Origin of the sequence: Mesorhizobium sp. M0678 (assembly GCF_040320505.1) — a bacterium.
Classification (GTDB): domain Bacteria; phylum Pseudomonadota; class Alphaproteobacteria; order Rhizobiales; family Rhizobiaceae; genus Mesorhizobium.
The window spans coordinates 146,861-168,763 of sequence record NZ_JAMYPT010000002.1 but is presented as its reverse complement, the minus strand read 5'-3'; the positions used below and the strand labels follow the sequence as shown (position 1 = coordinate 168,763).

Sequence of the window (21,903 nt, the reverse complement as noted above, 5' to 3'; positions counted from 1 at the left end):
GTTTCACACCCCTGCCATCGGTTTGCCACGCAGGATCGCCAATGCCTCGGCCGGGTCGATGCGGCCGTCGTAGAGGGCGCGTCCGGAGATCGCGCCTTCGAGCTTGCGGGCATCGGGCATGGTCATGCGCACGATGTCGGCGATCGAGGCGAGCCCGCCCGAGGCGATAACCGGGATCGACACCGCGTCGGCGAGATCGATGGTGGCGTCCCAGTTGATACCGGTCAGCACACCGTCGCGGTCGATATCGGTGTAGATGATGGCGGCGACGCCGGCACCCTCGAATTTCCTCGCCAGTTCAATGACGCCGAGGCTCGAGGCTTCAGCCCAGCCTTCGACCGCGACCTTGCCGCCCTTGGCGTCGATGCCGACGGCGATCTTGCCCGGGAATGCCTTGCAGGCCTGCCTGACCAGATCCGGATCGCGCACCGCCACGGTGCCAAGAATGACGCGGGCCAGCCCACGGTCGAGCCAGTCCTCGATCTGCGCCAGGGTGCGGATGCCGCCGCCGAGCTGCACCGGATTGCTCGTCGCCTTCAGGATGGCGCCGACCGCGGCGCTGTTGACGCTCTGGCCCTTGAAGGCGCCGTTGAGGTCGACGACGTGCAACCATTCGAAGCCCTGCTCTTCGAAGGCGCGCGCCTGAGCGGCGGGATCGTCATTGTAGATGGTTGCGGTCGCCATGTCGCCATGCCTGAGGCGCACGCATTTGCCGTCCTTGAGGTCTATCGCCGGAAACAGAAACACGTTCAGGCGCCTTCGACGATGACAAAGTGGCCGGTCGAGCCGGCGAACCTGTACTTCAAGGCCTCCTGGTATTCAGGCGAGCCGTAGCATTCCAGCGCCTTTTCATAGGATTCGAATTCCACCACCACGTGGCGATCGCCTGCCGGTCCTTCCGGGCTGGTGTACCGCCCGGCGCGCACCGGGAACTTCGCGCCGTATTTCGCGAAAGCCGCAGCATTGGCTTCGATGTACTGCTTGTAGATCTCGGGATCGTGGACATCGACCATTGCCATCCAATAGCCCTTCTTGCTCATGGTTCAGGGCCTCCAGCCTAGGAAATTGGTGATCAGCGCCAGGCCCAGCGCCTGGCTCTTCTCGGGGTGGAATTGCGTTCCGGCTAGGTTGTCGCGGGCGACAGCGGCCGTTACCGGGCCGCCATAGTCGGCAACCGCCAGCACCTCATCCTCCTTCCGTGCATCGAGATGGTAGGAGTGGACGAAATAGGCGTGCAGTCCCTTGCCACCCGTCGCAATGCCGGAAAACAGCGGATGCTTGCGCTTCAGGTCAATCGTGTTCCAGCCGATCTGCGGGATCTTCAGTGTCGGATCGGCCGGCGTGATCTCCTTGACGTCGCCGGCGACCCAGCCAAAGCCCTTTGTGACGGTCTTTTCCAGGCCTCGCTCCGACATCAGCTGCATGCCGACGCAGATGCCGAGGAACGGCCGTGCCTTGGCGATCGCCACCTCCTCGACCGCCTCCCACATGCCGGCGACCGCACGCAGTCCAGCGGCGCAATCGGCATAGGCGCCGACGCCGGGCAGGACGATGCGGTCGGCGGTCCTGACCCGCTCGGCATCGGCGGTGAGTTCGATCGCGGCGGCAATGCCGGCTTCATGCGCGGCACGCTCGAAGGCCTTGGTGGCCGAGCGCAGATTGCCCGACCCGTAATCGATGATCGCCACCCTCATCTCAGGGCTTTCCCGGAATATGGTTCAGCCCCAGCGCCAGGCCCATCTGCGCCGACCGCGCATGTGCTGCGTCTGGGACGATGCGTTGCACCGTCGGTTGTTCAGCCGACTGAGCATCGGCTTCCAATGCATAGCGGACGTCTGCGTCGTCGAGCCTATCGGCCTCGACCACGCCCCATTCATGCCAGCCGCGACGGCGCAGGGCTGCGATCCGCAAGGCCTGCCCTTCCAGTCCGACAAAGAGCATGACAAGCAGGGATAAAAGCGAGCCGGCTGTTTCCAGGTCCAGCCTTTCGCCCAGCATCGAGAGCAGGCCCATGGCGACAAACGCCAATGCCGCCTCGACCCAGAGCCGGTGCCAGGCCAGCCACAGCGGCGGCACCAAGAAGCCGAGCCAGGCAAAGCCGTCACGGATAAAGGTAGTGTCCACGCTTTCGCTGCGGCCTGGCGGCTCCATCACGACATAGATGGCCATGACGCTATCCTTTCAGGGATCCCTTGGTGGAGGGAACCGCGTCCGGCTGGCGCGGGTCGCGCTCAAGCGCCGAACGCAGCGCACGCGCCACGGCCTTGAAGCAGGTCTCGGCGACGTGGTGGTTGTTGGCGCCATAATGATTGGTGACATGCAGCGTGATGCCGGCATTCTGCGCCAGCGCGTGGAAGAATTCGCGCACCAGCTCGGTGTCGAACGTACCGATCTTCGGCGACGAGAATGAAACATTCCAGACCAGAAAAGGCCGGCCGGAGACATCGATTGCCGCCCGCGTCAGTGTCTCGTCCATGGCGAGATCGATCGAGGCGTAGCGCATGATGCCGCGCCGCTCGCCCAATGCCTTGGCCAGCGCCTGGCCGAGCGCAATGCCCGTATCCTCGACCGTGTGGTGGTCGTCTATGTGCAGGTCGCCCTTGGCCTTCACGGTCATGTCGATCAGCGAATGGCGCGACAACTGGTCCAGCATATGGTCGAAGAAGCCGACGCCCGTCGAAATGTCGGATTTGCCCGAGCCGTCGACCTGAACCGACACGGCGATGTCGGTTTCCCTGGTCTTGCGGCTTATCTCGGCGGAACGGGGCGCCATGACCTCATCCTTGTCTCAGATTTTGCACGATTCAGGCGTTCACATGCCTGAAAACGAAAGCCTTCTAGCAGCATGATCCGGCGATTGCCAGTTACCGCTGCGGAGCACAGTCCGGCCCGGCGGATGGCCGGTTTGCAATCGTCCGGCCTATGCATACATATGGCCGATCAAGTCACTCGTAACGCGCCGATCGCCTCGATGGGATCGGTGCTTATCGGAGCAGAAAATGTCGAATGAACTGACCATGCATGCCACGACCATCCTGACCGTGCGCAAGGGCGGCAAGGTGGTGATCGCCGGCGACGGCCAGGTCAGCCTCGGCCAGACGATCATGAAAGGCAACGCCAAGAAGGTGCGCCGCATCGGCAAGGGCGGCAACGTCATCGCCGGTTTCGCCGGCGCCACCGCCGATGCCTTCACGCTGCTCGAGCGGCTCGAAGCCAAGCTCGAACAATATCCCGACCAGCTGACACGCGCCTGCGTCGAGCTTGCCAAGGACTGGCGCACCGACCGCTATTTGCGGCGGCTGGAAGCGATGATGCTGGTGGCCGACAAGTCGGTGTCGCTGGCACTGACCGGCACCGGCGACGTGCTGGAGCCCGAATTTGGCGTCATGGCCATCGGCTCGGGCGGCAATTACGCGCTGGCAGCGGCACGCGCGCTGGTGGACAGCGACAAGGGCGCAGAGGAGATCGCCCGCAAGGCGATGCAGATCGCGTCAGACATTTGCGTCTACACCAACAACAACTTCGTCGTCGAAACCCTCGATGCCGCCTGAGCGGAGCCTCCGCTATGGTTTTCGGCCGGTGACCCAGAGGGACCTGCCGATGATCGCCGGCTGGCTTGCCGAGCCGCATGTCGCCGAATGGTGGAACGACCCAGAGACCGAGATTGCGGAGATCCGCGAGCATATCGACAGCATTTCGGTCGAGCCGCTGATTATCGAGCTCGACGGAAAGCCCATCGGCTATTTGCAGAGCTACGATCCGCATCTGGAGGACGGCCATCCCTATAGCGACCAGCCGTTCGGCACGCTCGGCATCGATCTGTCGATCGGCGTGCCGGAGCTTGTCGGGGTCGGCCACGGCTCGGCGATCGTCCGGCAGTTCGTCGAGCAGCTTTTCGAGGAAGGTACGCCGCGCGTCATCATCGACCCGGACCCCGCCAATGCACGGGCTATCCGTGCCTATGAAAAGGCCGGTTTCACGGCTATCGATCGCAGGAAGTCGGAATATGGCGATGCCGTGCTGATGGCGATTGATGCCCCAGAGGGGTGATGCCGGACAGGGTGACGCAGAAGAGGGGCAATAGCAGCATGAGCGTATCCAGCGACAAAACCGTCTCGGCCTACTACGACAGTTGGCGAATGGGGCTTCTGCTGGTTCTCGGCCTGGTCATCTTCCAGGCCGGGGTCCTTTACGGCATGGGGCGGACGCCGATCTGTACCTGCGGCTATGTCAAGCTGTGGCACGGCATCGTGCAAAGCTCGGAGAATTCCCAGCATATTTCCGACTGGTACAGCTTCTCGCACATCATTCACGGTTTCCTGTTCTATGCGCTGGCGTGGTTCCTTTTCCCGCGCTCGCCGATCGGGCTCAGGCTGGCCTTTGCGGTGGTTATAGAGGGCGGCTGGGAGCTGCTCGAGAACAGCCCTTTCATCATCGATCGCTATCGCGCTGGCACGATCTCGCTCGACTATTATGGCGACAGCATCATCAATTCGGTGTCGGACACACTGGCCATGGTGCTGGGGTTTGTCATGGCGCGAAGGCTTCCTATATGGGTGGTCGTAACCCTCGCCCTCATCTTCGAATTCGGTGTCGGCTATCTCATCCGGGACAATCTGACACTCAACGTGATCATGCTGCTGCATCCGTTCGAGTCCATTCGGCAGTGGCAAAGTGGAATTTAGTGACATGAGCACCTTCTCTCCTCGCGAAATCGTTTCGGAACTCGACCGCTTCATCATCGGCCAGAAAGACGCCAAGCGTGCCGTGGCGATTGCCTTGCGCAACCGCTGGCGCCGCCAGCAGCTCGAGGGCCAGATGCGCGAAGAGGTGATGCCGAAGAATATCCTGATGATCGGCCCGACCGGCGTCGGCAAGACCGAGATTTCGCGCCGCCTGGCACGCCTTGCCGGTGCGCCTTTCGTCAAGGTCGAAGCCACCAAGTTCACCGAGGTCGGTTATGTCGGCCGCGATGTCGAGCAGATCATCCGCGACCTGGTCGAGATCGCCATCGGGCTGGTTCGCGAGAAGATGCGCGAGGACGTCAAGGCGCGTGCCCACATCAACGCCGAGGAACGGGTGCTCGAAGCGCTCGTCGGCAAGACGGCGAGCCCGGCCACCCGTGACAGTTTCCGCAAGAAGCTGCGCGACGGCGAGCTCGACGACAAGGAGATTGAGATCGAAGTGGCCGATACCGGCAATGGCGGCATGCCCGGCTTCGAGATCCCCGGCATGCCGGGCGCCAATATCGGCGTGCTCAACATCAACGATATGCTGTCGAAAGCGATGGGCGGCAAGAAGACCAAGTTGCGCAAGACGACCGTCAAGGAGTCCTACGGGCTGTTGATCAGCGACGAGTCCGACAAGCTGCTCGATCAGGACGAAGTGGTGCGCAGGGCACTCGAATCGACCGAGAATGACGGCATTGTCTTCCTTGACGAGATCGACAAGATCGCCTCGCGCGAAGGCGGCATCGGTGCCGGTGTTTCGCGTGAAGGTGTGCAGCGCGACCTGCTGCCGCTGGTCGAAGGCACCACGGTTGCGACCAAATACGGACCGGTGAAGACCGACCACATCCTGTTCATCGCCTCGGGTGCGTTCCACGTCGCTAAGCCCTCCGATCTGCTGCCGGAATTGCAGGGCCGCCTGCCGATCCGCGTCGAGCTGCGGGCGCTGGAGAAGGGCGATTTCGTCCGCATCCTCACCGAGACCGAAGCCAGCCTGATCAAGCAGTATATCGCGCTGATGAAGACCGAAGGCGTCGATCTGGTCTTCACCGACGACGCCATCGATTCGTTGGCCGGCATCGCCGTGGACCTCAACGCCAGCGTCGAGAATATTGGCGCCAGGCGGCTGCAGACGGTGATGGAACGGGTGCTGGACGATATCTCCTATGACGCGCCGGACCGCAACGGCACCTCGGTGACCATCGATGCCGCCTATGTCGAGAAGCATGTCGGCGACCTCTCCAGAAACACGGACTTGTCGCGTTTCATCCTGTAGGAGACGCTTCATTCTCGAAGAGGGTCGGGGAATTGCTCCCGGCCTCCCCAATTTGGCCCAGCATTCCCGATGTGTGGCCAAATGGAAGCATCCGGCAAGCTTTCGTCCCGTCGGGTGCAGGCGTCTCTCGACTCCCGGTGGAGCATTACCTAGTTTGCCGGCGACTATTTGGGCGGCGGCGCATGAAAAAACTGATCCTCGTCATTTTGGGGCTGACGCTGGCGGCAGCCATGTTCGCCGCGCAAGCGGCAACGATGGTGCCGCCGGGCAACCGCAACACCGAGCAGCCCGACATACCGGGCGCTTCGAGCCGGCGCACCCAGGCGACCAACACCACCTTCCAGGCGAAATACCGCAAAGTCTTTGCGCTGCTCCAGAACGATGCCGAGCTGCGCGGTAAGATCAAGCAGGCAGCCGCGGCCTATGACATCGACCCAATGCATATCGTTGGAGCCATCGTCGGCGAGCATACCTATAATGTCGATGCCTATGACCGGCTGCAGACCTATTACGTCAAGGCGATCTCGTATCTGTCGAGCAAGCTCTCCTTTGCCTATGATGGCGAGGACATCACCGATTTCGTGCAACGGCCGCAATTTGCGAAATGCGCAGGGAAGTCCGACAGCTACGATCTGTGGGAGTGCCGCGAACAGGTGTGGAACCGGTCGTTCCGCGGCAAAACCGTCAACGGCGAGAGCTTTCCCAACGACCGCTTCGGCGCCACTTTCTTCCAGCCTTATTATGCCGGCCAGACTTTTGGCCTTGGCCAGCTCAATCCGCTGACGGCACTGCAGATGAGCGATCTCGTGCACAAGGTTTCCGGCCTGCCGGAACTCGACGTCGGTGACCCCAATGCGGTCTACAAGACGATCATGGACCCTGACCTGACACTGCCTTATGTCGCGGCGACGATAAGGAAGTCGATCGACGCCTATAGAAGCATTGCCGGCTTCGACATCTCAGGCAATCCCGGCATCACGTCGACGCTCTACAATGTCGGCAACCCCGAACAGCGCGCCTATGCGCTGAAGGCCGAGAACGACAAGCGCCGCGCTGCGGGCGAGCCGGAAAAACTGCCCGAGGAAAATTACTATGGCTGGCTGGTCAACGACAAGCTGCCGGAGCTGAAGGCGCTGTTCTAGCCGAACGCGCTCGGCCAATTATCCACGCGGCGGATCAAGCCGCCAGCAGCGACTTTAACTTGATGGTCTGCGAGCCTAGCGCTTCCGGCGCCGGCCTTGCCTGCTTCGCAATCAGCATCTCGGCCAGCCTTATGTCGCGGGCGACCGCGTTGCCGGGGCCGATGCCGCTTGCCGCAACCAGCCTGCCGTCCTCGGCGAGGTGGAACAGGATGAAGGCGCCGTCGCCGAGGTCGCGGCGCACGATGCTGCGGCCTTCGTCCGACAGGCCGGCGATCTGCAAGGTCAGGCCGTACTGATCCGACCAGAACCACGGCACCGCCGCATGGGACTCGCCGGCGCCAAGCATATTCCTGGCGGCAAGCGCGCCCTGCTCCTGTGCATTGCGCCAGGCTTCCAGCCGCACGCGCCGGCCGCCATAGACGGCGAGCGGAAACGAACAGCAATCGCCGGCGGCAAAGATATCCCGGTCGCTGGTGCGAAGCTCGGCGTCGACGGCGATACCATTGTCGACGGTCAGCCCCGCCTCCGCGGCAAGTCCGGTCACCGGCACGGCGCCGATGCCGATCACGGCAAGATCGGCGACAATGTCGTGTCCACCGGCGAGCGCGATGCGCACTTCGGCGCCATCATCGGCAATGGCGGCGATGCCCTCGCCGCACAGGATTTTCACGCCTTCGGCTTCATTCGCCTGATGGATGACCTCAGCGATCTCGGCCGGCACGCCGCGCATCAAGATGCGCGGCTGCGCCTCGATAACTGTGACCGCCGCACCCAGTCTGCGTGCCGCCGCGGCAAGCTCAAGCCCGATGAAGCCGCCGCCAATGATGGCGATGCGATTTCCGGCGCTGAGATGGGCGCGAATGGCCAGCGCGTCGTTGAAGGTCCGGAGGTAGACGCAGCGCCCGCCAAGGCCCGGCATCGGCAGCTTGCGCGGCACCGAACCGGTCGCCAGCAGGAGCTTGTCGTAGGCCAGGACGGAACCGTCCGAGAGGCGCACGACATGCGCCTCTCGGACGATCGCCACCGCCTGGACCGAATGGATATGCCTGATCGATCTTTCGGCCAGGACCGCCTCACTGGCGATCGCCTTGAGCAGGGGCGCGTCGGCGACCATCGCGTCTTTCGACAGCGGCGGCCGCTCATAGGGAAGATGCGGCTCGTCGCCGACCAGCGTCACCGGGCCATCATAGCCGAGCTCGCGCAGCGCAAGGGCGGCGCGCCCGCCGCATTCGCCGGCGCCAATGATGACCATTCCCTTCGTCATCATCAACCAATCCGGACAAGGACTTTGCCGGCGTCGACTTTGACCGGATAAGTTCTTAGATCGACGCAGACCGGCGCGCCCCTGGCAGCCCCTGTCTTGTAGTTGAAGCGGCCATTGTGCTTCGGGCACTCGATGATGTCGTCCATGACCAGCCCGTCGGCCAGATGCACCTTCTCATGCGTGCAAAGCCCGTCGGTGGCGAAATACTCGTCGTCGGGGCTGCGATAGATGGCAAAGGTGCGGCCGCCATGGTCGAAGCGCATCACGTCCTCTTCGTCGATGTCCTCGGCGTCACAGGCCTCGACCCAGTCGCTCATCTACGGCTCCCCCAATACTTGGCACCCTCGGCATGGGCTTGTCATTCGGCAGCCACCGCAGCGGTAGCGTTGTCGTTGTGGAAGTCCTCGCGATAGGGCCTCGCCGTCGGCGGCAGTTCGCGCTTGATGAAATAATCCTCATTGCGCAGCTGGCGCAGGAAAGCCGGTATCATCTCGCGGTAGCCGGCCAGGATGGACGATGTCGGCGTCGGCAGATCGTGCTTGATCAGTTCGTGCAGCCTGGGCAGCGCGTGATAGGGCACCATGGGAAACATGTGATGCTCGACATGGTAGTTCATGTTCCAGTAGATGAAGCGGCTTATCGGGTTCATGTAGACGGTGCGGCTGTTGAGCCGGTGATCGGTGACGTTTTCAGCCAGGCCGCCATGCTGCAGCAGGCCGACCATGACATGGTGCCAGGCACCGTAAAGCCTGGGCAGACCGACCAGCATCAGCGGCAGGAACGAGCCGGTATAGAGCGCCAGCGCAATGGTCGCGGCATAGATTGTCGTCCAGATGCGGGCAATGCGAATTGCCTTCGGCTGCTCCTGGTCGGGAATGAACGTTCTTTCGGCCGGACTGACGATACCGGCTGCATTGCGCAGCATGTCGCTCATCGCATGCCAGGCGTCGAGAATGCCGACGAAGTTGAGCACCACGCGCAGCAGATCGGGCGGACGCATCACCGAGATCTCCGGATCGCGGCCGACGATGATGGTATCGGTATGATGGCGCGTGTGGCTCCAGCGCCAGGTCACCGGGTTGCGCATGATCATGAAGCAGGCGACCTGATAGACCACGTCGTTCATCCACTGCGTCCTGAAAGCGGTGCCGTGGCCGCATTCGTGCCAGCGTGAATCGGTGGAGGAACCGTAGAGGACGCCGTAGACGAAGAAGAACGGCACGCACCACCAGCTGCCCCAGAACCAGGCGGCGCCGGCGCCGCTGAGGATCATGGCGCCGAGCCAGACGATGGTATCGCGGATCGCCGGACCGTCGGAGCGCTGCATCAGCTCCTTCATCTGCTTGCGCGGCACGTCGGTGTGATACCACTCGGCCGCCGCCAGCCCGCTCTCGACGGCAAGCTTCGCGTCGCGGCCGATCAGGCTATAGTCGCGTCGGGACGCCGCTGCGGAGCTCGTATTCCCGGTTCGGAGTCCAATATCCACCATAGCGGAGGCCTCGATCATATTCGGTCAGCGTTCAAAATAACGCCGAGCCCTGATAGGCTCAATATCACAAAGATAGTTTCTATCATTTTCCATCAGAATGGTGTAAAAGGGCCAAACAGTGGAATGAGGCAGCGATGGCGAAACGGCCGACGATCACCGACCTGGCGCGCATTTCGGGGGTCAGCGTTGCCACCGTCGACCGGGTGCTGAACAACCGCTTGCCGGTGCGCGAGGAAACCGCGCGCCGCGTCTATGAGGCCGCGACCAGCATCGGCTATCACGCAGCCGGATTGATCAAGCAGCGGATGCGCCATGAATTGCCCGAATACCGGCTCGGGTTCCTGCTGTTGAGACGGGAGGACGTCTTCTACAGTGAATTTGCCCGCGAGCTTGAACTGGCGGTATCGCAGTCGCCGCGCTTTCGCGGCGTGGCCACCATCGACTTCGCCGCTTCGCTGGCGCCGGACGAGATCGTCGAGCGGATGCGCAAGCTGGCCGCCAAATCCAGGGCCGTCGCCCTGGTCGGGCCTGATCACCCGACGCTGACGGTCGCCGTCGAGGCTCTCAAAGCCAATGGCGTACCGGTGTTCTCCCTGCTTTCCGACTTTGCGTCCGGTATTCGCGAGGGCTATGTTGGCCTGGACAATCGCAAGGTCGGCCGCACCGCTGCCTGGATGATCTCGAAGGCCGCGAAGAGACCTGGCAAGGTTGCCCTCTTCGTCGGCAGCCATCGCTTCCATGGCCATGAGCTTCGCGAGATCGGTTTTCGCTCCTTCTTTCGCGAGCAGGCGCCGGAATTCACTCTCCTCGAGACGTTGGTCAATCTGGAAGCGAACCAGATCACGCATGATGCAATGATCGAGCTTCTGGCCCGCCACCCTGATCTCGCCGGTTGCTATGTCGCCGGTGGCGGCATGGAAGGCGCGATCTCGGCGCTGAGGGAGGCAAAGCCGGCTGAGATGCCGGCGGTCGTCTGCAACGAGATCACGCCCGACTCCCGCGCGGCGCTGGCAGATAATTTCCTGACCATGGTGATCTCGACGCCACTGGCGGCGCTTTGCCGCGAGCTTGTCGGGCTGATGGCGCATGCCATCGAGACCGGCGCTGCGAATGCGCCGGGCCAGACCTTTCTGCCCTTCGACATTTATCTGCCGGAAAACATCTGACGTCGCGGTCATCGGCGGCAGACATGATGTAATCTATCAGAACGCTTTCAGGCCTGGCTTGCGTTAGCGTCCGTCTAAAAGCGCTCGAAATGCCGAAAATCCATTCCTCATGGCGAAATCTCGCTTGACGCCCAAGCGAAATGGAATAAATATTTCACCAACTGAGAATTTTGGTTCTTTCGTTCCGGAAGATCTGTTTCAGGCAAATGCCTCCGGAACTAAAAATGGCAATCGGGAGAGAATTCCCTGCGAGATCGGGGATTCCGGGTAGATCGGTGCAGCCGGACACCAATGTGGAGGAGAAATAAAATGAAAAAACTGCTTTTGGGCGTCGCGTTCGCGGCGCTGATGAGTTCGTCCGCCTTTGCTGCCAAGATCGGCGTGTCGATGGCGTTGTTCGACGACAATTTTCTCACAGTGCTGCGCAACGGCATGATTGAACAGGCCAAGGGCATGGACGGCGTCGAGCTGCAGGTGGAGGATGCGCAGAACGACGTCGCCAAGCAACTCGACCAGATCAAGAACTTCGCCGCCTCAGGCGTCGACGCCATCATCGTCAACCCGGTCGACACCTCGGCGACTCAGGCGATGTCGGACGCAGCCGCCGCTGCCAAGATTCCACTGGTCTATGTCAATCGCGAGCCGGTCAACGTCGACACGCTGCCCGAAAACCAGGCCTTCGTCGCCTCGAACGAAGCCGATTCCGGCACGCTCGAGACCAAGGAGGTCTGCCGCCTGTTCAAGGAGGCCGGCAAGACTGAAGCCAACGTCTATGTGATCATGGGCGAGCTGTCGAATCAGGCAGCGGTGCAGCGCACCAAGGACATTGACGACGTGATCGCCACGCCGGAGTGCAGCTTCATCAAGATCATCGACAAGCAGACGTCGAACTGGAAGCGCGAAGAAGCGCAGAACCTGATGACCAACTGGCTGTCGACCGGCAAGCCGTTCGACGGCGTCATCGCCAATAATGACGAAAGCGCCATCGGCGCCATCCAGGCGATGAAGGCCGCCAACATCGACATGAAGTCGGTTGTCGTCGGCGGGGTCGACGCTACCCAGGATGCGCTTGCCGCGATGCAGGCGGGCGACCTCGATGCGACGGTGTTCCAGGACGCGGCCGGCCAGGGTGCCGGCGCGCTTGACGCAGCGCTCAAGCTGGCGAAGGGCGAGAAGGTCGAGCACAAGGTCTACATCCCGTTCCAGCTGGTCACGCCGGCAAATATCGACAAGTTCCTGAAGAAGAACTGAGGCGGACCTGTCCGATACGGAGCGGCGCGCCAAGGTAAGACAGCGCCGCTCCGCTTTTTCCCTCTCGGCCTGAACAGCGCCGAGTGGAGACCGTGGCTGACGGAGGAAGCACGATTGGCACAGACATCTCACGGCGTCGGCGGGCTCAGCTATGATGCGAAGCGGCGCGCATGGCCGGCCGAATTCAACGTCTTCCTGGCGCTCGTCATCCTGGTCGGCGCTTTCGAGCTGATCGGCCGGGTTTTCCTGGGCGACAGCTTCCTGTTCAACACCCGCGACAATATCGATGCGATCTTCAACGAAGCGCGCCTGCAGATCATCATCCTGCAGGTGTCGATAGTCGGCATCATTGCCATCGGCGTGACGCAGGTGATCATTACCGGCGGCATCGACCTGTCCTCAGGTTCGATCGTCGGCGCCACGGCGATGATAGCCATGAGCTTCGCCCAGGTGGCGACCGTCAATGGCAACCCGAACCCGAAGGCGATGTTCATCGCGCAGGGCTGGACCGACCTGCCGGTGATCGTGCCCGTGCTGGTCGCGATCGGCTGCGGCCTGCTGGCCGGCCTGGTCAACGGCGCTTTGATCGCCTACACGCGCATCCCGCCGTTCATCGCCACGCTCGGCATGATGGTCACCGCGCGCGGCATCGCCAAATGGTGGTCAAAGGGGCAGCCGATCTCGTTTCCGACCGAGAGTTTCGCCGCCATTGGCAAGGGGCTGATGCCGGTCATCATTTTCATATCGCTCGCAGTGCTGTTCCAGCTGATCCTGAGTTACACCAAATATGGCAAGCACTGCTATGCAATCGGCTCCAATGAGGACGCCGCGCGCATGTCCGGCATCAACATCGCCAACCACAAGATCCTCGTCTACGTCATTGCCGGCGTCCTCGCCGCGCTCGCCGCCGTGGTGCTGAGCTCCAAGAATCTCACCGCCCAGGCCGGCATGGGTGTAATGTACGAGCTCGACGCGATCGCCATGGCGGTTATCGGCGGCGTCTCGCTGTCGGGCGGCCGCGGTTCGATTATCGGGACAGTGATCGGCTCGCTGATCTTCGGCGTCATCATCTCCGGCTTCACCTTTCTGCGCCTCGACGCCTATTATCAGGAGATGGTCAAAGGCGTGATCATCGTCGGCGCAGTCGTACTCGACCAGTGGCGCCAACGCCTGCGGGCGATGAGGGCTTGATCATGTCAGACATCGTCCTGAAGACCGAAAACCTGACCAAGTATTATGGCGGCGTCCATGCGCTGGAGGGTGCCAACTTCGAGCTGCGCAAGGGCGAGCATGTCGCCATCATGGGCGACAACGGCGCTGGCAAATCGACCTTCGTACGCCAGATCACCGGCGTCGAGCAGCGCACCAGCGGCAGGATGTGGTTCGACGGCAAGGAAGTGAATTTTGCCGGCCCCATCGAAGCCCGCGAGGCGGGCATCGAGACGGTGTTCCAGAACCTGGCGCTCGCCGACGACCTCGACGTGCCGTCGAACCTGTTCCTCGGCCGCGAGCGGGTGCTTTTCAATCTCGGGCCCTTCTCGATCCTCGATCGCAAGTTCATGCGCAAGGCGACCGAGGCAGCCTTGGTCCGGACAGCGGTCAAGATCCCCAATCTTTCCAATACTATCCGCCACATGTCGGGCGGCCAGCGCCAGTGCGTAGCAATTGCCAGAACCGCGACCTTTGCTTCCAAGCTCATCATCATGGATGAGCCGACGGCGGCACTCGGCGTGCAGGAGACGATGCAGGTCGAAAACATCATCCGCACGCTGAAGGAGAATGGCGAACCGCTGATCCTGATCTCTCACAACATGCGCCAGGTGTTCGACCTGGTCGACCGCATCGTCGTTTTCCGGCGCGGCCGCATCGTCGCCAATTTGCGCAAGCAGGACACCGACGGCAACGATATCGTCTCCTACATCACCGGCGCCAAGACCGGGCAGGCGGAACTTGCGGCGTAACGGCCAACGCCGAGCACAGGCGCTGACACGCCCTCCCTTCCGAACCATCCTCAAAGGAAAACTCTTCATGCCTCTTCGCTTTGCTCTTCTCGGTGCCGGCCGTATCGGCAAGGTCCATGCTCGCGCCGTCGGTTCCAATCCTGAGGCCAGGCTGGTCGCAGTTGCCGACGCCTTCGAGAAGGCGGCGACCGATCTGGCCTCTGCCTATGGCGCCGAAGTGCGCAGCATCGATGCCATCGAGAAGGCCGGCGATATCGATGCGGTCGTCATCTGCACGCCGACCGATACCCATGCCGATCTGATCGAACGCTTCGCCAAAGCGGGTAAAGCGATTTTCTGCGAAAAGCCGATCGACCTCGACGCCGCCAGGGTGGAACGTTGCCTGGCCGTCGTCGACAAGGCCGGCGCCACCCTGATGGTCGGCTTCAACCGCCGCTTCGATCCGCATTTTGCCGCCGTGCGCAAGGCGATCGACGACGGCGCCATCGGCACTGTCGAAATGGTGACAATCACCTCGCGCGATCCCGGCCCGCCGCCGCTCGACTATATCGGCCGCTCGGGCGGCATCTTCCGCGACATGACCATTCATGATTTCGACATGGCGCGCTTCCTGCTCGGCGAGGAGCCGGTGGCGGTCAGCGCGCATGCTTCGGTGCTGGTCGACAAGAAGATCGGCGAGGCCGGCGACTTCGACAGCGTCAGCGTCATCCTCGAAACTGCCTCCGGCAAGCAATGCGTTATCTCCAACTCACGCCGCGCCACCTACGGCTACGACCAGCGCATCGAGGTGCATGGCTCGAAAGGCATGATTGCGGCCGAGAACCAGCGGCCGGTGTCGATCGAACTGGCCAATGAGAAAGGCTATACGCGGCCGCCGCTGCACGATTTCTTCATGACCCGTTATCTCGACGCCTATGCCAACGAGATCGCTGCCTTCATCGCGGCAGCGACGTCAGGCAAGAAGGCGGCGCCGAGCGGCAAGGACGGGCTGGTGGCGCTCAGGCTGGCGGATGCGGCGCTGAAATCGGCCAAGAAAGGCAAGACCGTCCGCCTCGACAAAACAATCTGACTATCAAGCACAGGAGCAAGGCGATGAACGGTTCAGCCGGTCGCAATTCCGAAACACGCGCCATCGTCACCGGCGGCGCACAAGGCATCGGCTTTGCCGTCGCCGAAGCGCTGGCCGATGAGGGCTGCCGGGCGCTGGCGCTGATCGGCCGCTCGCAGGAGAAGGGCGACAAGGCTGTCGCCATCCTCAAGGGGGCAGGCGTCGATGCCATCTTCATCAGCGCCGACGTCTCAAAAGTGGCCGACTGCAAGCGTGCGGTCGAAACGGCGATTGGCCATTTTGGTACCGTCAACGCGCTGGTCAACGCCGCTGCCACCTCGGCTCGCGGCTCGCTGGTCGAGACCTCCGAGGATCTGTTCGACCAGATATTCCAGACCAATGTGCGCGGCCCGTTTTTCCTGATGCAGGGCGTGGTGGCGCATTTGCTGGCGCGCCAGGTACCGGGCTCGATCGTCAACGTGCTGTCGATGTCGGCGCATTGCGGCCAGTCGTTCCTGGCGCCCTATTCGTCGAGCAAGGGAGCGCTGGCGACACTCACCAAGAATGTCGCCAATGCCTATCGCGGCAATCGCATCCGCTGCAATGCGGTGCTGCCCGGCTGGATGGACACCGAGGGCGAGGCGATCGTGCAGAAGAAATGGCACGACGCGCCGGAGGACTGGTTGGAGAAGGCCGAAGCCGCGCAGCCGATGGGCCAATTGGTGAAACCGGCGCAGCTTGCCCGGTTGATCAGCTATATGATCAGCCCGCAGTCCGGCGTCATGACCGGGTCGCTGGTCGACTACGATCAGAGCATCGCCGGGGCGTCACCGGAATAACGCCGGCAAGTCTAGCGGAACGCCGCCCATCACTTCGTCATCCACGGGCAGAGCAAGGAGCGCAGCGACGCGGCGCAGACCCGAGGATCCATGCCGTGACATCTAGGCGTCGCTACAATGCAGAATTTAGTTCCGCAGCACTCCTTGGCCAAGGCAACGGCATGGATCCCAGGGTCTCCGCGACGGAGCTCCGCTCCTGCTTCGCCCTGGGATGACGAAGTTCGGGGGGCTTCAGCCAATCGCGAATGGGCTGGAGTAAACCTCCTCCTCACCAGGCACGTGACAAGCGCATCCGCATCGACTATATCAGCCCTCATGATCAACCTGACCGCCACATATTGGTACTTTATGAGCTCGCTGGCGGCGGGAGGATTGCGCTCGATCTGAAGATTGCAGCAATAACATCCGAACAGCCGCCAGACCTGGCGGCTTTTTTGTTTCAGCCGGCAGGTCTCCCAATCAGGAGCAGAAGCCGTGTTGACGACCACAGACGATCTTCGGGTCAAGGAAATCAGAGAACTGAGCACACCCGACGAGGTGATGCGGGAAATACCGCGCACGCTGACGGCGACGCGCACCGTTGCCGCATCACGCAATGCCATCCACGCCGTGCTGACCGGCGCCGACGATCGGCTGGTGGTCGTCGTCGGCCCCTGTTCGATCCACGACCCGGCCGCCGCCGTAGACTATGCCAGCCGTTTGGCATCGCTGCGTGAAAGCCTGTCGGACCGGCTGGAGATCGTGATGCGGGTTTATTTCGAGAAACCGCGCACGACGGTCGGCTGGAAGGGCCTGATCAACGATCCCGACCTCGACGGCAGCTTCAACATCGACAAGGGGTTGCGGATGGCCCGCAACGTGCTCTCCGCCGTCAACAATCTCGGCCTTCCGGCGGCCACCGAATTCCTCGACATGGCCACCCCGCAATATATTGCCGACCTCGTCGCCTGGGGCGCGATCGGCGCACGCACGACAGAGAGCCAGATCCATCGCGAGCTGGCGTCAGGCCTGTCCTGCCCGGTCGGCTTCAAGAACGGCACCGACGGCAATTTGCGGATTGCCGCCGAAGCGGTGAAGTCCGCCGCCCAGCCGCATCATTTCATGGCGGTGACAAAGGGCGGGCGCAGCGCCATCGCGACGACCACCGGCAACGAGGACTGCCACGTCATCCTGCGCGGCGGTATTGTGCCGAATTATGACGCGGCAAGCATTGCTGCTGCCTGCGCTGAGCTCGGCCGGATCGGCGTGGCGCCGCGGCTGATGATCGATGTCAGCCACGCCAACAGCAGCAAGAAGCCGGAAAACCAGCCGCTGGTGGCGGCTGACATGGCGGGCCAGATCGCGGCGGGCGACGAGCGCATCGTCGGCATCATGATCGAGAGCAACCTCGTCGCCGGCCGGCAGGACGTCGTGCCCGGCAAGCCGCTCGTCTATGGCCAGAGCATCACCGACGGCTGTATCGACTGGGAAACCACCGAAACGGTGCTGCACGGCCTTGCCGACGCCGTCGAGCAGCGCCGGTCGGCGAGACGTGCCATGATCGCCGATCGCCCGGGAGCCGCGTGAGCACTTCTCCTTCTCCCCTTGTGGGAGAAGGTGGATCGGCGCGCAGCGCCGAGCCGGATGAGGGGTGCTGGAAGAAACTCGGCGCAAAAATATTGAGGGATTTTAAGCGGTTATTTCTTCGCTGTAGCGATCCGTCCAACACCCCTCATCCGACCGAGCTTCGCTCGGCCACCTTCTCCCACAAGGGGAGAAGGGGAGACCAGCGCGGGCTTACTACCGCACCGCAATCCAGCGCTGTTCCGCGAACGAGCGCGCCATCGCGTGCACCGTGCGCTCGATCTCCAGGCCTTCGTCGAAATCGATGATCCGCGCCGGCTTGCCGGCAAGTCGCGTCAACAGTTCCCGGCATTCGATAATCTTGAGGTCATTAAAGCCAAGGCCGTGGCCGGGCGCCGGCAGGAAGGCGTCATAAGGGTTATGATGCGGCGCCACCAGGATGGTGCGGTAGCCTTGCTCGGTCGGCCGGTCGGCCGTCAGATAGAGTTGGAACTCATTCATCCGCTCCTGGTCGTACAGGATCGAGCCCTTCGAGCCAAAAATCTGGATGGCGATCCGGCCTTTGCGGCCCCACGCCGAACGGTTGACCAGCAGCGTGCCGGCGATGCCGTTTTCGAGATGCATCAGGATGCTGGCGATGTCGTAGGTCTCGACCGCGCGGCGCCCGCCCGAGGCGACGTGGCGGTCGGCATAGGGCCTGGCCATGTCGCACATGACGCGGGCAACGCGGCCGAACAGTACGGCGATGAGCGACAGCGGGTGCACGGCGAAATCGTCGAGCGCGCCGTAGCCGGACGCCGCCTCGTGCTTCCAGAAGAACAGCGCCTCCGGATCGGCCATGAAGTCCTCGTCCATCTCGATGCGCAGATGGTTGACCTCGCCGATGATCTTCTCGTCGAGCAGTGCGCCGATATGGCGGATTGCGGGGTTCTGGATGTAATTATAGCCGAGCGCGGCCACCTTGCCGGACTTTTGGGCCGCCGCAGCCATTGCTTGCGCCTCGGCGAAGCTCGGCGCCATCGGTTTTTCACACCACAGATGCTTGCCGGCTTCGAGGATGGCGATGGCCATTTCCGGGTGGAACTGGTTCGGCGTGGTCAGCGAAACGACATCGACTTCCGAGTCGTCGACGACGGCGCGCCAATCGCCGGAGGCCTTGGCGAAGCCGAATTCGCTGGCACGGCGTTTGGCAAGGTCCTCGTTGACCTCGCCGAGATGGACCAGCCTTGGCTTGTCCACATCGGGAAAGACGGTGCCGACCGCGTTCCAGGCGATGGCGTGGCACTTGCCCATGAAACCCGTGCCGATAAGACCTACCCCGACCATCTGCCTTGCCTCCGTGTGCGCAAATTGTGTGGATGAATTAGTCCATTTTGTCTGGAGATGGAACGCTTGTCTCATTTTTTATGGTGTTCTTGCACAGGCCCGCTATGATGGGGCACAGAGGGAACCAGACGATGAGCCTGGGCGGAGCGACGATGGACGAACGGGTGCCGCGCGATTTCGAGACGCTGCGGGCGACGATCCTGGAGCGGCGCCACAGCCTGCCGAAACGTATCGCCCAGATCGCCGCCTATGCGCTCGACAACCCAGACGATATCGCCTTCGGCACCGCTGCCAGCATCGCCGCTTCCGCCGGTGTCCAGCCTTCGACCCTGATCCGCTTTGCCCAGCAGCTTGGTTTTGATGGTTTCACCAGCCTGCAGTTGGTGTTTCGCGAGCGCCTGCGCGAGCGCAACTCATCCTATGATGAAAGGCTGGCGGCATTGCGCGCCAAGGCCGAGGAAGGCGCCGGCCACCGCGCGATTTTCGACGGTTTTGTTGCCGCAGCCAGTACCTCGCTCAACGACATTTCGCGCACGCTGAATGAAGACCATTTCGAAGATGCAATCACCGTGTTGGCCAAGGCCGAAACCATTTACGTGCTGGCCAAGCGGCGCTCCTACCCGGTCGCCTCCTATATCGCCTATGCATTGGGCAAGCTCAAGATCCGCAACCAGCTGATCGAATCGGCCGCCGGCCTCAATGCAGAGATGATCGGCTTTGCCTCTCCAAGGGACGCCGTGATCGCCATCAGCTTTTCGCCCTATGCCCCGGCCACCATCGAGGAGGCGCGCGTCATTTCGGAGCAAGGCGTGCCGATCGTGGCGATTACCGACAGCTCCTTTTCGCCACTCGCCCAATTCGCCAGGGTCTGGTTCGAGGTCGCCGAGGCCGATTTCGCCGGCTTCCGCTCGCTGTCGGCGACGATGGCTTTGGCTATGGCGCTGACCGTCGCGGTCGGCGAGAAGCGGCGCGATACTGGCAAGAAGCGCAAGCCTTAGATCACCTCTATTGCGGTTTCGCCTTCTGCCGAAAGCCGCGCTGCGTCGCGGGCAGGCGGCGACCCGAACTGGCGGGCATACTCCCGGCTGAACTGGGAAGCACTCTCATAGCCGACGGCGAAGGCGACACGTGCGACGTTGCCCGGCTGGGCAATCAGCAGATGGCGGGCTTCCAGCAAGCGGATTTGCTTTTGATACTGGATTGGGCTCATGGCCGTCGCCGCCTTGAAGTGACGATAAAACGCAGCACTGCTCATACGGGCAATCTCGGCCAGATCGCCGACCCGGACCGGCTGATGGGGATGCGAACGGATCCAGGCGATCGCCCGGCCAATCCGGGACAGATGGCCATCGGCGCGCGCAAGTTCACGAAGCTTTCCGCCTTGGGGGCCTTGCAGGAGCCGAAACAGCATCTCTCGCTCGATCATGGTCGCGAGCACGGAAATCTCCGCTGGCCGGTCAAGCAGCCGCATCATTCGACGCAACGCGTCGAGCAGATCGTCATCAGCGGGAGAGGTGGAGAAACTGTCGCCACTGAGGGCCGGCGCGTGCTCGACGAGGAGCGCGGCGACGGCCTGCAGGTCAAGGGTCAAGCCAATGGCCAGGTAAGGACGCGCCGCGCTCGCTTCGATTATCTGGCTGATGGTGGGCGTCTCGACAGTATAGATGAAATAGCTGGCCGGATTGTAACGAAGAGCTCGGTCGCCGATCAGAACCGTCTTCGCGCCCTGCAGTACGAATAAGATCCCCGACCCCCACACCCCTGACAATGGCGGCGTGGCGACTTCGCTGCGGCCGATCGAAACGCGGGGAACCGCCGTTCTTGTTCGTCGCCCGCGCGCATGGCGGCCGGCGATCTCGATCAACTCCTGCAGCGCCTTGCTCATTGCGCCAGCATCGCGCATTCGCACCGGCGGCGCAACAGCGTGAGAGGATTAGGCAAGAGCCGGAGAATTTCCGGCGCGCAACGCCCGCTGCCTCGCACCATTTGTGGGTCTTCCACAAGAAAAATGGAGACACCGATTATGAGAACATCGAAAAGCGCGCTGGTGACCGGCGCCAACAAGGGTATAGGCCATGAAATCGCCCGGCGACTGGCGACCATGGGCTTCAAGGTCTGGCTCGGCGCCAGGAGCGCCGAACGCGGCATGGCGGCGGCGCAGGCATTGCGCGCCGAAGGCCTCGACGTGGAGTGGCTTGAGCTGGACGTCACGCGGGATGACAGGGTGAAGGCGGCAGCCGAGGCATTCAGGCAGGCCAGCCCCTGCCTCGACGTGCTGGTGAACAACGCCGGCGTCGCCATCAATTACGACCTGCCGCCGAGCCAGCAGCGGATCGCCGACATCCAGGCCACCTACGACGTCAATGTCTTCGGCCCGATCCGCGTGACCCAGGCATTCCTGCAGCTGCTGCTAGCAGCACCTGCTGCCCGGATCGTGATGGTGAGCAGCTCCACCGGGTCCATCGGCCGGGCGCTCGATCCCGCCACTGCGAACCACGCCGTTAACATGATGGGCTACGGCAGCTCCAAGACAGCCTTGAATGCCATCACGGTGGCGTTCGCCAGGGAGCTCGCGCCCCAGGGCATCAAGGTCAACGCCGCGGCGCCCGGCTACACTGCCACCGATCTCAACGGGTATAAAGGTCACCGCACGGTGCAGCAGGCGGCCGAGATCGTCATTCACCTGGCGACCTTGGACGCCGATGGCCCGACCGCCGGGTACTTCAACGATGATGGCCCGCTTCCTTGGTAAATCAGCTGGTTTCAGTGGTAGACACTTGACGTTCGTCTGACTTCAAAGTTTCTGAACGCGCGAGCCTTGCACAGCACTTTTCAGTCTTGGGAATGCTCG

General features: G+C 62.5%; 24 protein-coding genes. 14 read left to right on the top strand and 10 right to left on the bottom strand.

Annotation, left to right across the window (positions count from 1 at the left end; genetic code table 11):
* Positions 1 to 3: 3 nt before the first annotated feature.
* The 5 genes from hisA to hisB are packed head-to-tail and all read right to left on the bottom strand — an operon-like array spanning position 4 to position 2,773.
* Positions 4 to 747 carry a 1-(5-phosphoribosyl)-5-[(5-phosphoribosylamino)methylideneamino]imidazole-4-carboxamide isomerase gene (gene hisA / locus NKI29_RS04270; RefSeq protein ID WP_352454816.1) on the bottom strand — a complete coding sequence of 248 codons (744 nt, stop codon included), beginning with the start codon at positions 745 to 747 and terminating at the stop codon, positions 4 to 6.
* A gap of 2 nt (positions 748 to 749) precedes the next feature.
* Positions 750 to 1,040, bottom strand: a complete 291-nt coding sequence (locus NKI29_RS04265; RefSeq protein WP_352697231.1) for a DUF1330 domain-containing protein — start codon at positions 1,038 to 1,040, stop codon at positions 750 to 752.
* 3 nt (positions 1,041 to 1,043) lie between these two features.
* On the bottom strand, positions 1,044 to 1,694 hold the full coding sequence (gene hisH, locus NKI29_RS04260; RefSeq protein ID WP_023677533.1) for an imidazole glycerol phosphate synthase subunit HisH: 651 nt from the start codon (positions 1,692 to 1,694) through the stop codon (positions 1,044 to 1,046).
* Between the two features lies 1 nt (position 1,695).
* Positions 1,696 to 2,169, bottom strand: coding sequence for a DUF2628 domain-containing protein (locus NKI29_RS04255; RefSeq protein WP_352697233.1), 474 nt, complete (start codon positions 2,167 to 2,169; stop codon positions 1,696 to 1,698).
* A 4-nt stretch (positions 2,170 to 2,173) separates the two neighbouring features.
* A complete protein-coding gene (gene hisB, locus NKI29_RS04250; protein ID WP_352590768.1) occupies positions 2,174 to 2,773 on the bottom strand; it encodes an imidazoleglycerol-phosphate dehydratase HisB in 600 nt (199 codons plus the stop codon).
* Positions 2,774 to 2,999: 226 nt separating this feature from the next.
* On the opposite strand from hisB, the gene hslV reads away from it, so the two are divergent.
* From hslV to NKI29_RS04225, 5 genes are all read left to right on the top strand, one after another.
* Entirely contained in the window at positions 3,000 to 3,551 is a 552-nt protein-coding gene (gene hslV, locus NKI29_RS04245) for an ATP-dependent protease subunit HslV (protein WP_023677530.1), read from the top strand.
* On the top strand, positions 3,541 to 4,050 hold the full coding sequence (locus NKI29_RS04240) for a GNAT family N-acetyltransferase (protein ID WP_352576348.1): 510 nt from the start codon (positions 3,541 to 3,543) through the stop codon (positions 4,048 to 4,050). The genes hslV and NKI29_RS04240 overlap by 11 nt, the downstream gene beginning before the upstream one ends.
* Before the next feature lie 38 nt (positions 4,051 to 4,088).
* Complete coding sequence (locus NKI29_RS04235) at positions 4,089 to 4,685, top strand: DUF2585 domain-containing protein (protein ID WP_023677528.1); 597 nt, start codon at positions 4,089 to 4,091, stop codon at positions 4,683 to 4,685.
* Positions 4,686 to 4,689: 4 nt separating this feature from the next.
* Positions 4,690 to 6,003: an ATP-dependent protease ATPase subunit HslU gene (hslU, locus tag NKI29_RS04230; RefSeq protein WP_352454824.1), complete on the top strand. Its 1,314-nt coding sequence runs from the start codon at positions 4,690 to 4,692 to the stop codon at positions 6,001 to 6,003.
* 182 nt (positions 6,004 to 6,185) lie between these two features.
* On the top strand, positions 6,186 to 7,145 hold the full coding sequence (locus NKI29_RS04225; protein ID WP_352568496.1) for a DUF1402 family protein: 960 nt from the start codon (positions 6,186 to 6,188) through the stop codon (positions 7,143 to 7,145).
* Positions 7,146 to 7,179: 34 nt separating this feature from the next.
* Here the strand turns inward: NKI29_RS04225 and NKI29_RS04220 are convergent, their stop codons facing one another.
* The 3 genes from NKI29_RS04220 to NKI29_RS04210 are packed head-to-tail and all read right to left on the bottom strand — an operon-like array spanning position 7,180 to position 9,916.
* Complete coding sequence (locus NKI29_RS04220; protein WP_352795706.1) at positions 7,180 to 8,409, bottom strand: NAD(P)/FAD-dependent oxidoreductase; 1,230 nt, start codon at positions 8,407 to 8,409, stop codon at positions 7,180 to 7,182.
* Between the two features lie 2 nt (positions 8,410 to 8,411).
* Positions 8,412 to 8,726: a MocE family 2Fe-2S type ferredoxin gene (locus NKI29_RS04215; protein WP_023677524.1), complete on the bottom strand. Its 315-nt coding sequence runs from the start codon at positions 8,724 to 8,726 to the stop codon at positions 8,412 to 8,414.
* A 41-nt stretch (positions 8,727 to 8,767) separates the two neighbouring features.
* Complete coding sequence (locus NKI29_RS04210; protein WP_502894432.1) at positions 8,768 to 9,916, bottom strand: fatty acid desaturase family protein; 1,149 nt, start codon at positions 9,914 to 9,916, stop codon at positions 8,768 to 8,770.
* Between the two features lie 116 nt (positions 9,917 to 10,032).
* Here NKI29_RS04210 and NKI29_RS04205 point away from each other — a divergent pair, with 116 nt between their 5' ends.
* The 7 genes from NKI29_RS04205 (at position 10,033) to NKI29_RS04175 (ending at position 17,729) form a co-directional block, all read left to right on the top strand.
* Positions 10,033 to 11,064 (top strand): LacI family DNA-binding transcriptional regulator, encoded by a 1,032-nt coding sequence (locus tag NKI29_RS04205; protein WP_023677522.1) that lies wholly within the window; start codon positions 10,033 to 10,035, stop codon positions 11,062 to 11,064.
* Positions 11,065 to 11,373: 309 nt separating this feature from the next.
* On the top strand, positions 11,374 to 12,315 hold the full coding sequence (locus NKI29_RS04200) for a sugar ABC transporter substrate-binding protein (protein WP_352451673.1): 942 nt from the start codon (positions 11,374 to 11,376) through the stop codon (positions 12,313 to 12,315).
* A gap of 114 nt (positions 12,316 to 12,429) precedes the next feature.
* Positions 12,430 to 13,506 (top strand): ABC transporter permease, encoded by a 1,077-nt coding sequence (locus NKI29_RS04195; RefSeq protein ID WP_292655972.1) that lies wholly within the window; start codon positions 12,430 to 12,432, stop codon positions 13,504 to 13,506.
* A 2-nt stretch (positions 13,507 to 13,508) separates the two neighbouring features.
* On the top strand, positions 13,509 to 14,276 hold the full coding sequence (locus tag NKI29_RS04190) for an ATP-binding cassette domain-containing protein (RefSeq protein WP_254815918.1): 768 nt from the start codon (positions 13,509 to 13,511) through the stop codon (positions 14,274 to 14,276).
* A gap of 67 nt (positions 14,277 to 14,343) precedes the next feature.
* On the top strand, positions 14,344 to 15,345 hold the full coding sequence (iolG, locus tag NKI29_RS04185) for an inositol 2-dehydrogenase (RefSeq protein ID WP_352568500.1): 1,002 nt from the start codon (positions 14,344 to 14,346) through the stop codon (positions 15,343 to 15,345).
* Positions 15,346 to 15,368: 23 nt separating this feature from the next.
* The gene (locus tag NKI29_RS04180; protein WP_023677517.1) at positions 15,369 to 16,163 is read left to right on the top strand and encodes an SDR family oxidoreductase; all 795 of its coding nucleotides are present in this window, start codon (positions 15,369 to 15,371) and stop codon (positions 16,161 to 16,163) included.
* 474 nt (positions 16,164 to 16,637) lie between these two features.
* Positions 16,638 to 17,729 (top strand): 3-deoxy-7-phosphoheptulonate synthase, encoded by a 1,092-nt coding sequence (locus NKI29_RS04175; RefSeq protein ID WP_023677516.1) that lies wholly within the window; start codon positions 16,638 to 16,640, stop codon positions 17,727 to 17,729.
* A 213-nt stretch (positions 17,730 to 17,942) separates the two neighbouring features.
* Here NKI29_RS04175 and NKI29_RS04170 read toward each other — a convergent pair whose 3' ends face one another.
* Complete coding sequence (locus NKI29_RS04170; RefSeq protein WP_352795585.1) at positions 17,943 to 19,052, bottom strand: Gfo/Idh/MocA family protein; 1,110 nt, start codon at positions 19,050 to 19,052, stop codon at positions 17,943 to 17,945.
* 152 nt (positions 19,053 to 19,204) lie between these two features.
* Between NKI29_RS04170 and NKI29_RS04165 the strand changes: the two genes are divergently transcribed.
* Positions 19,205 to 20,050, top strand: a complete 846-nt coding sequence (locus tag NKI29_RS04165; protein WP_023677514.1) for a MurR/RpiR family transcriptional regulator — start codon at positions 19,205 to 19,207, stop codon at positions 20,048 to 20,050.
* Here the strand turns inward: NKI29_RS04165 and NKI29_RS04160 are convergent.
* Positions 20,047 to 20,937, bottom strand: a complete 891-nt coding sequence (locus tag NKI29_RS04160; protein ID WP_023677513.1) for an AraC family transcriptional regulator — start codon at positions 20,935 to 20,937, stop codon at positions 20,047 to 20,049. The genes NKI29_RS04165 and NKI29_RS04160 overlap by 4 nt on opposite strands.
* A gap of 138 nt (positions 20,938 to 21,075) precedes the next feature.
* Between NKI29_RS04160 and NKI29_RS04155 the strand changes: the two genes are divergently transcribed.
* The gene (locus NKI29_RS04155) at positions 21,076 to 21,804 is read left to right on the top strand and encodes an SDR family NAD(P)-dependent oxidoreductase (protein ID WP_352620620.1); all 729 of its coding nucleotides are present in this window, start codon (positions 21,076 to 21,078) and stop codon (positions 21,802 to 21,804) included.
* Positions 21,805 to 21,903 lie beyond the last annotated feature (99 nt).

Bases quoted from the DNA above. Each gene is read 5' to 3' on its own strand.
- NKI29_RS04265 (WP_352697231.1), bottom strand. From the start codon at position 1,040: ATGAGCAAGAAGGGCTATTGGATGGCAATGGTCGATGTCCACGATCCC.
- hisH (WP_023677533.1), bottom strand. From the start codon at position 1,694: ATGAGGGTGGCGATCATCGATTACGGGTCGGGCAATCTGCGCTCGGCC.
- NKI29_RS04255 (WP_352697233.1), bottom strand. From the start codon at position 2,169: ATGGCCATCTATGTCGTGATGGAGCCGCCAGGCCGCAGCGAAAGCGTG.
- hisB (WP_352590768.1), bottom strand. From the start codon at position 2,773: ATGGCGCCCCGTTCCGCCGAGATAAGCCGCAAGACCAGGGAAACCGAC.
- hslV (WP_023677530.1), top strand. From the start codon at position 3,000: ATGTCGAATGAACTGACCATGCATGCCACGACCATCCTGACCGTGCGC.
- NKI29_RS04240 (WP_352576348.1), top strand. From the start codon at position 3,541: ATGCCGCCTGAGCGGAGCCTCCGCTATGGTTTTCGGCCGGTGACCCAG.
- NKI29_RS04235 (WP_023677528.1), top strand. From the start codon at position 4,089: ATGAGCGTATCCAGCGACAAAACCGTCTCGGCCTACTACGACAGTTGG.
- hslU (WP_352454824.1), top strand. From the start codon at position 4,690: ATGAGCACCTTCTCTCCTCGCGAAATCGTTTCGGAACTCGACCGCTTC.
- NKI29_RS04225 (WP_352568496.1), top strand. From the start codon at position 6,186: ATGAAAAAACTGATCCTCGTCATTTTGGGGCTGACGCTGGCGGCAGCC.
- NKI29_RS04220 (WP_352795706.1), bottom strand. From the start codon at position 8,409: ATGACGAAGGGAATGGTCATCATTGGCGCCGGCGAATGCGGCGGGCGC.
- NKI29_RS04215 (WP_023677524.1), bottom strand. From the start codon at position 8,726: ATGAGCGACTGGGTCGAGGCCTGTGACGCCGAGGACATCGACGAAGAG.
- NKI29_RS04210 (WP_502894432.1), bottom strand. From the start codon at position 9,916: ATGATCGAGGCCTCCGCTATGGTGGATATTGGACTCCGAACCGGGAAT.
- NKI29_RS04205 (WP_023677522.1), top strand. From the start codon at position 10,033: ATGGCGAAACGGCCGACGATCACCGACCTGGCGCGCATTTCGGGGGTC.
- NKI29_RS04200 (WP_352451673.1), top strand. From the start codon at position 11,374: ATGAAAAAACTGCTTTTGGGCGTCGCGTTCGCGGCGCTGATGAGTTCG.
- NKI29_RS04190 (WP_254815918.1), top strand. From the start codon at position 13,509: ATGTCAGACATCGTCCTGAAGACCGAAAACCTGACCAAGTATTATGGC.
- iolG (WP_352568500.1), top strand. From the start codon at position 14,344: ATGCCTCTTCGCTTTGCTCTTCTCGGTGCCGGCCGTATCGGCAAGGTC.
- NKI29_RS04180 (WP_023677517.1), top strand. From the start codon at position 15,369: ATGAACGGTTCAGCCGGTCGCAATTCCGAAACACGCGCCATCGTCACC.
- NKI29_RS04170 (WP_352795585.1), bottom strand. From the start codon at position 19,052: ATGGTCGGGGTAGGTCTTATCGGCACGGGTTTCATGGGCAAGTGCCAC.
- NKI29_RS04165 (WP_023677514.1), top strand. From the start codon at position 19,205: ATGGACGAACGGGTGCCGCGCGATTTCGAGACGCTGCGGGCGACGATC.
- NKI29_RS04160 (WP_023677513.1), bottom strand. From the start codon at position 20,937: ATGAGCAAGGCGCTGCAGGAGTTGATCGAGATCGCCGGCCGCCATGCG.
- NKI29_RS04155 (WP_352620620.1), top strand. From the start codon at position 21,076: ATGAGAACATCGAAAAGCGCGCTGGTGACCGGCGCCAACAAGGGTATA.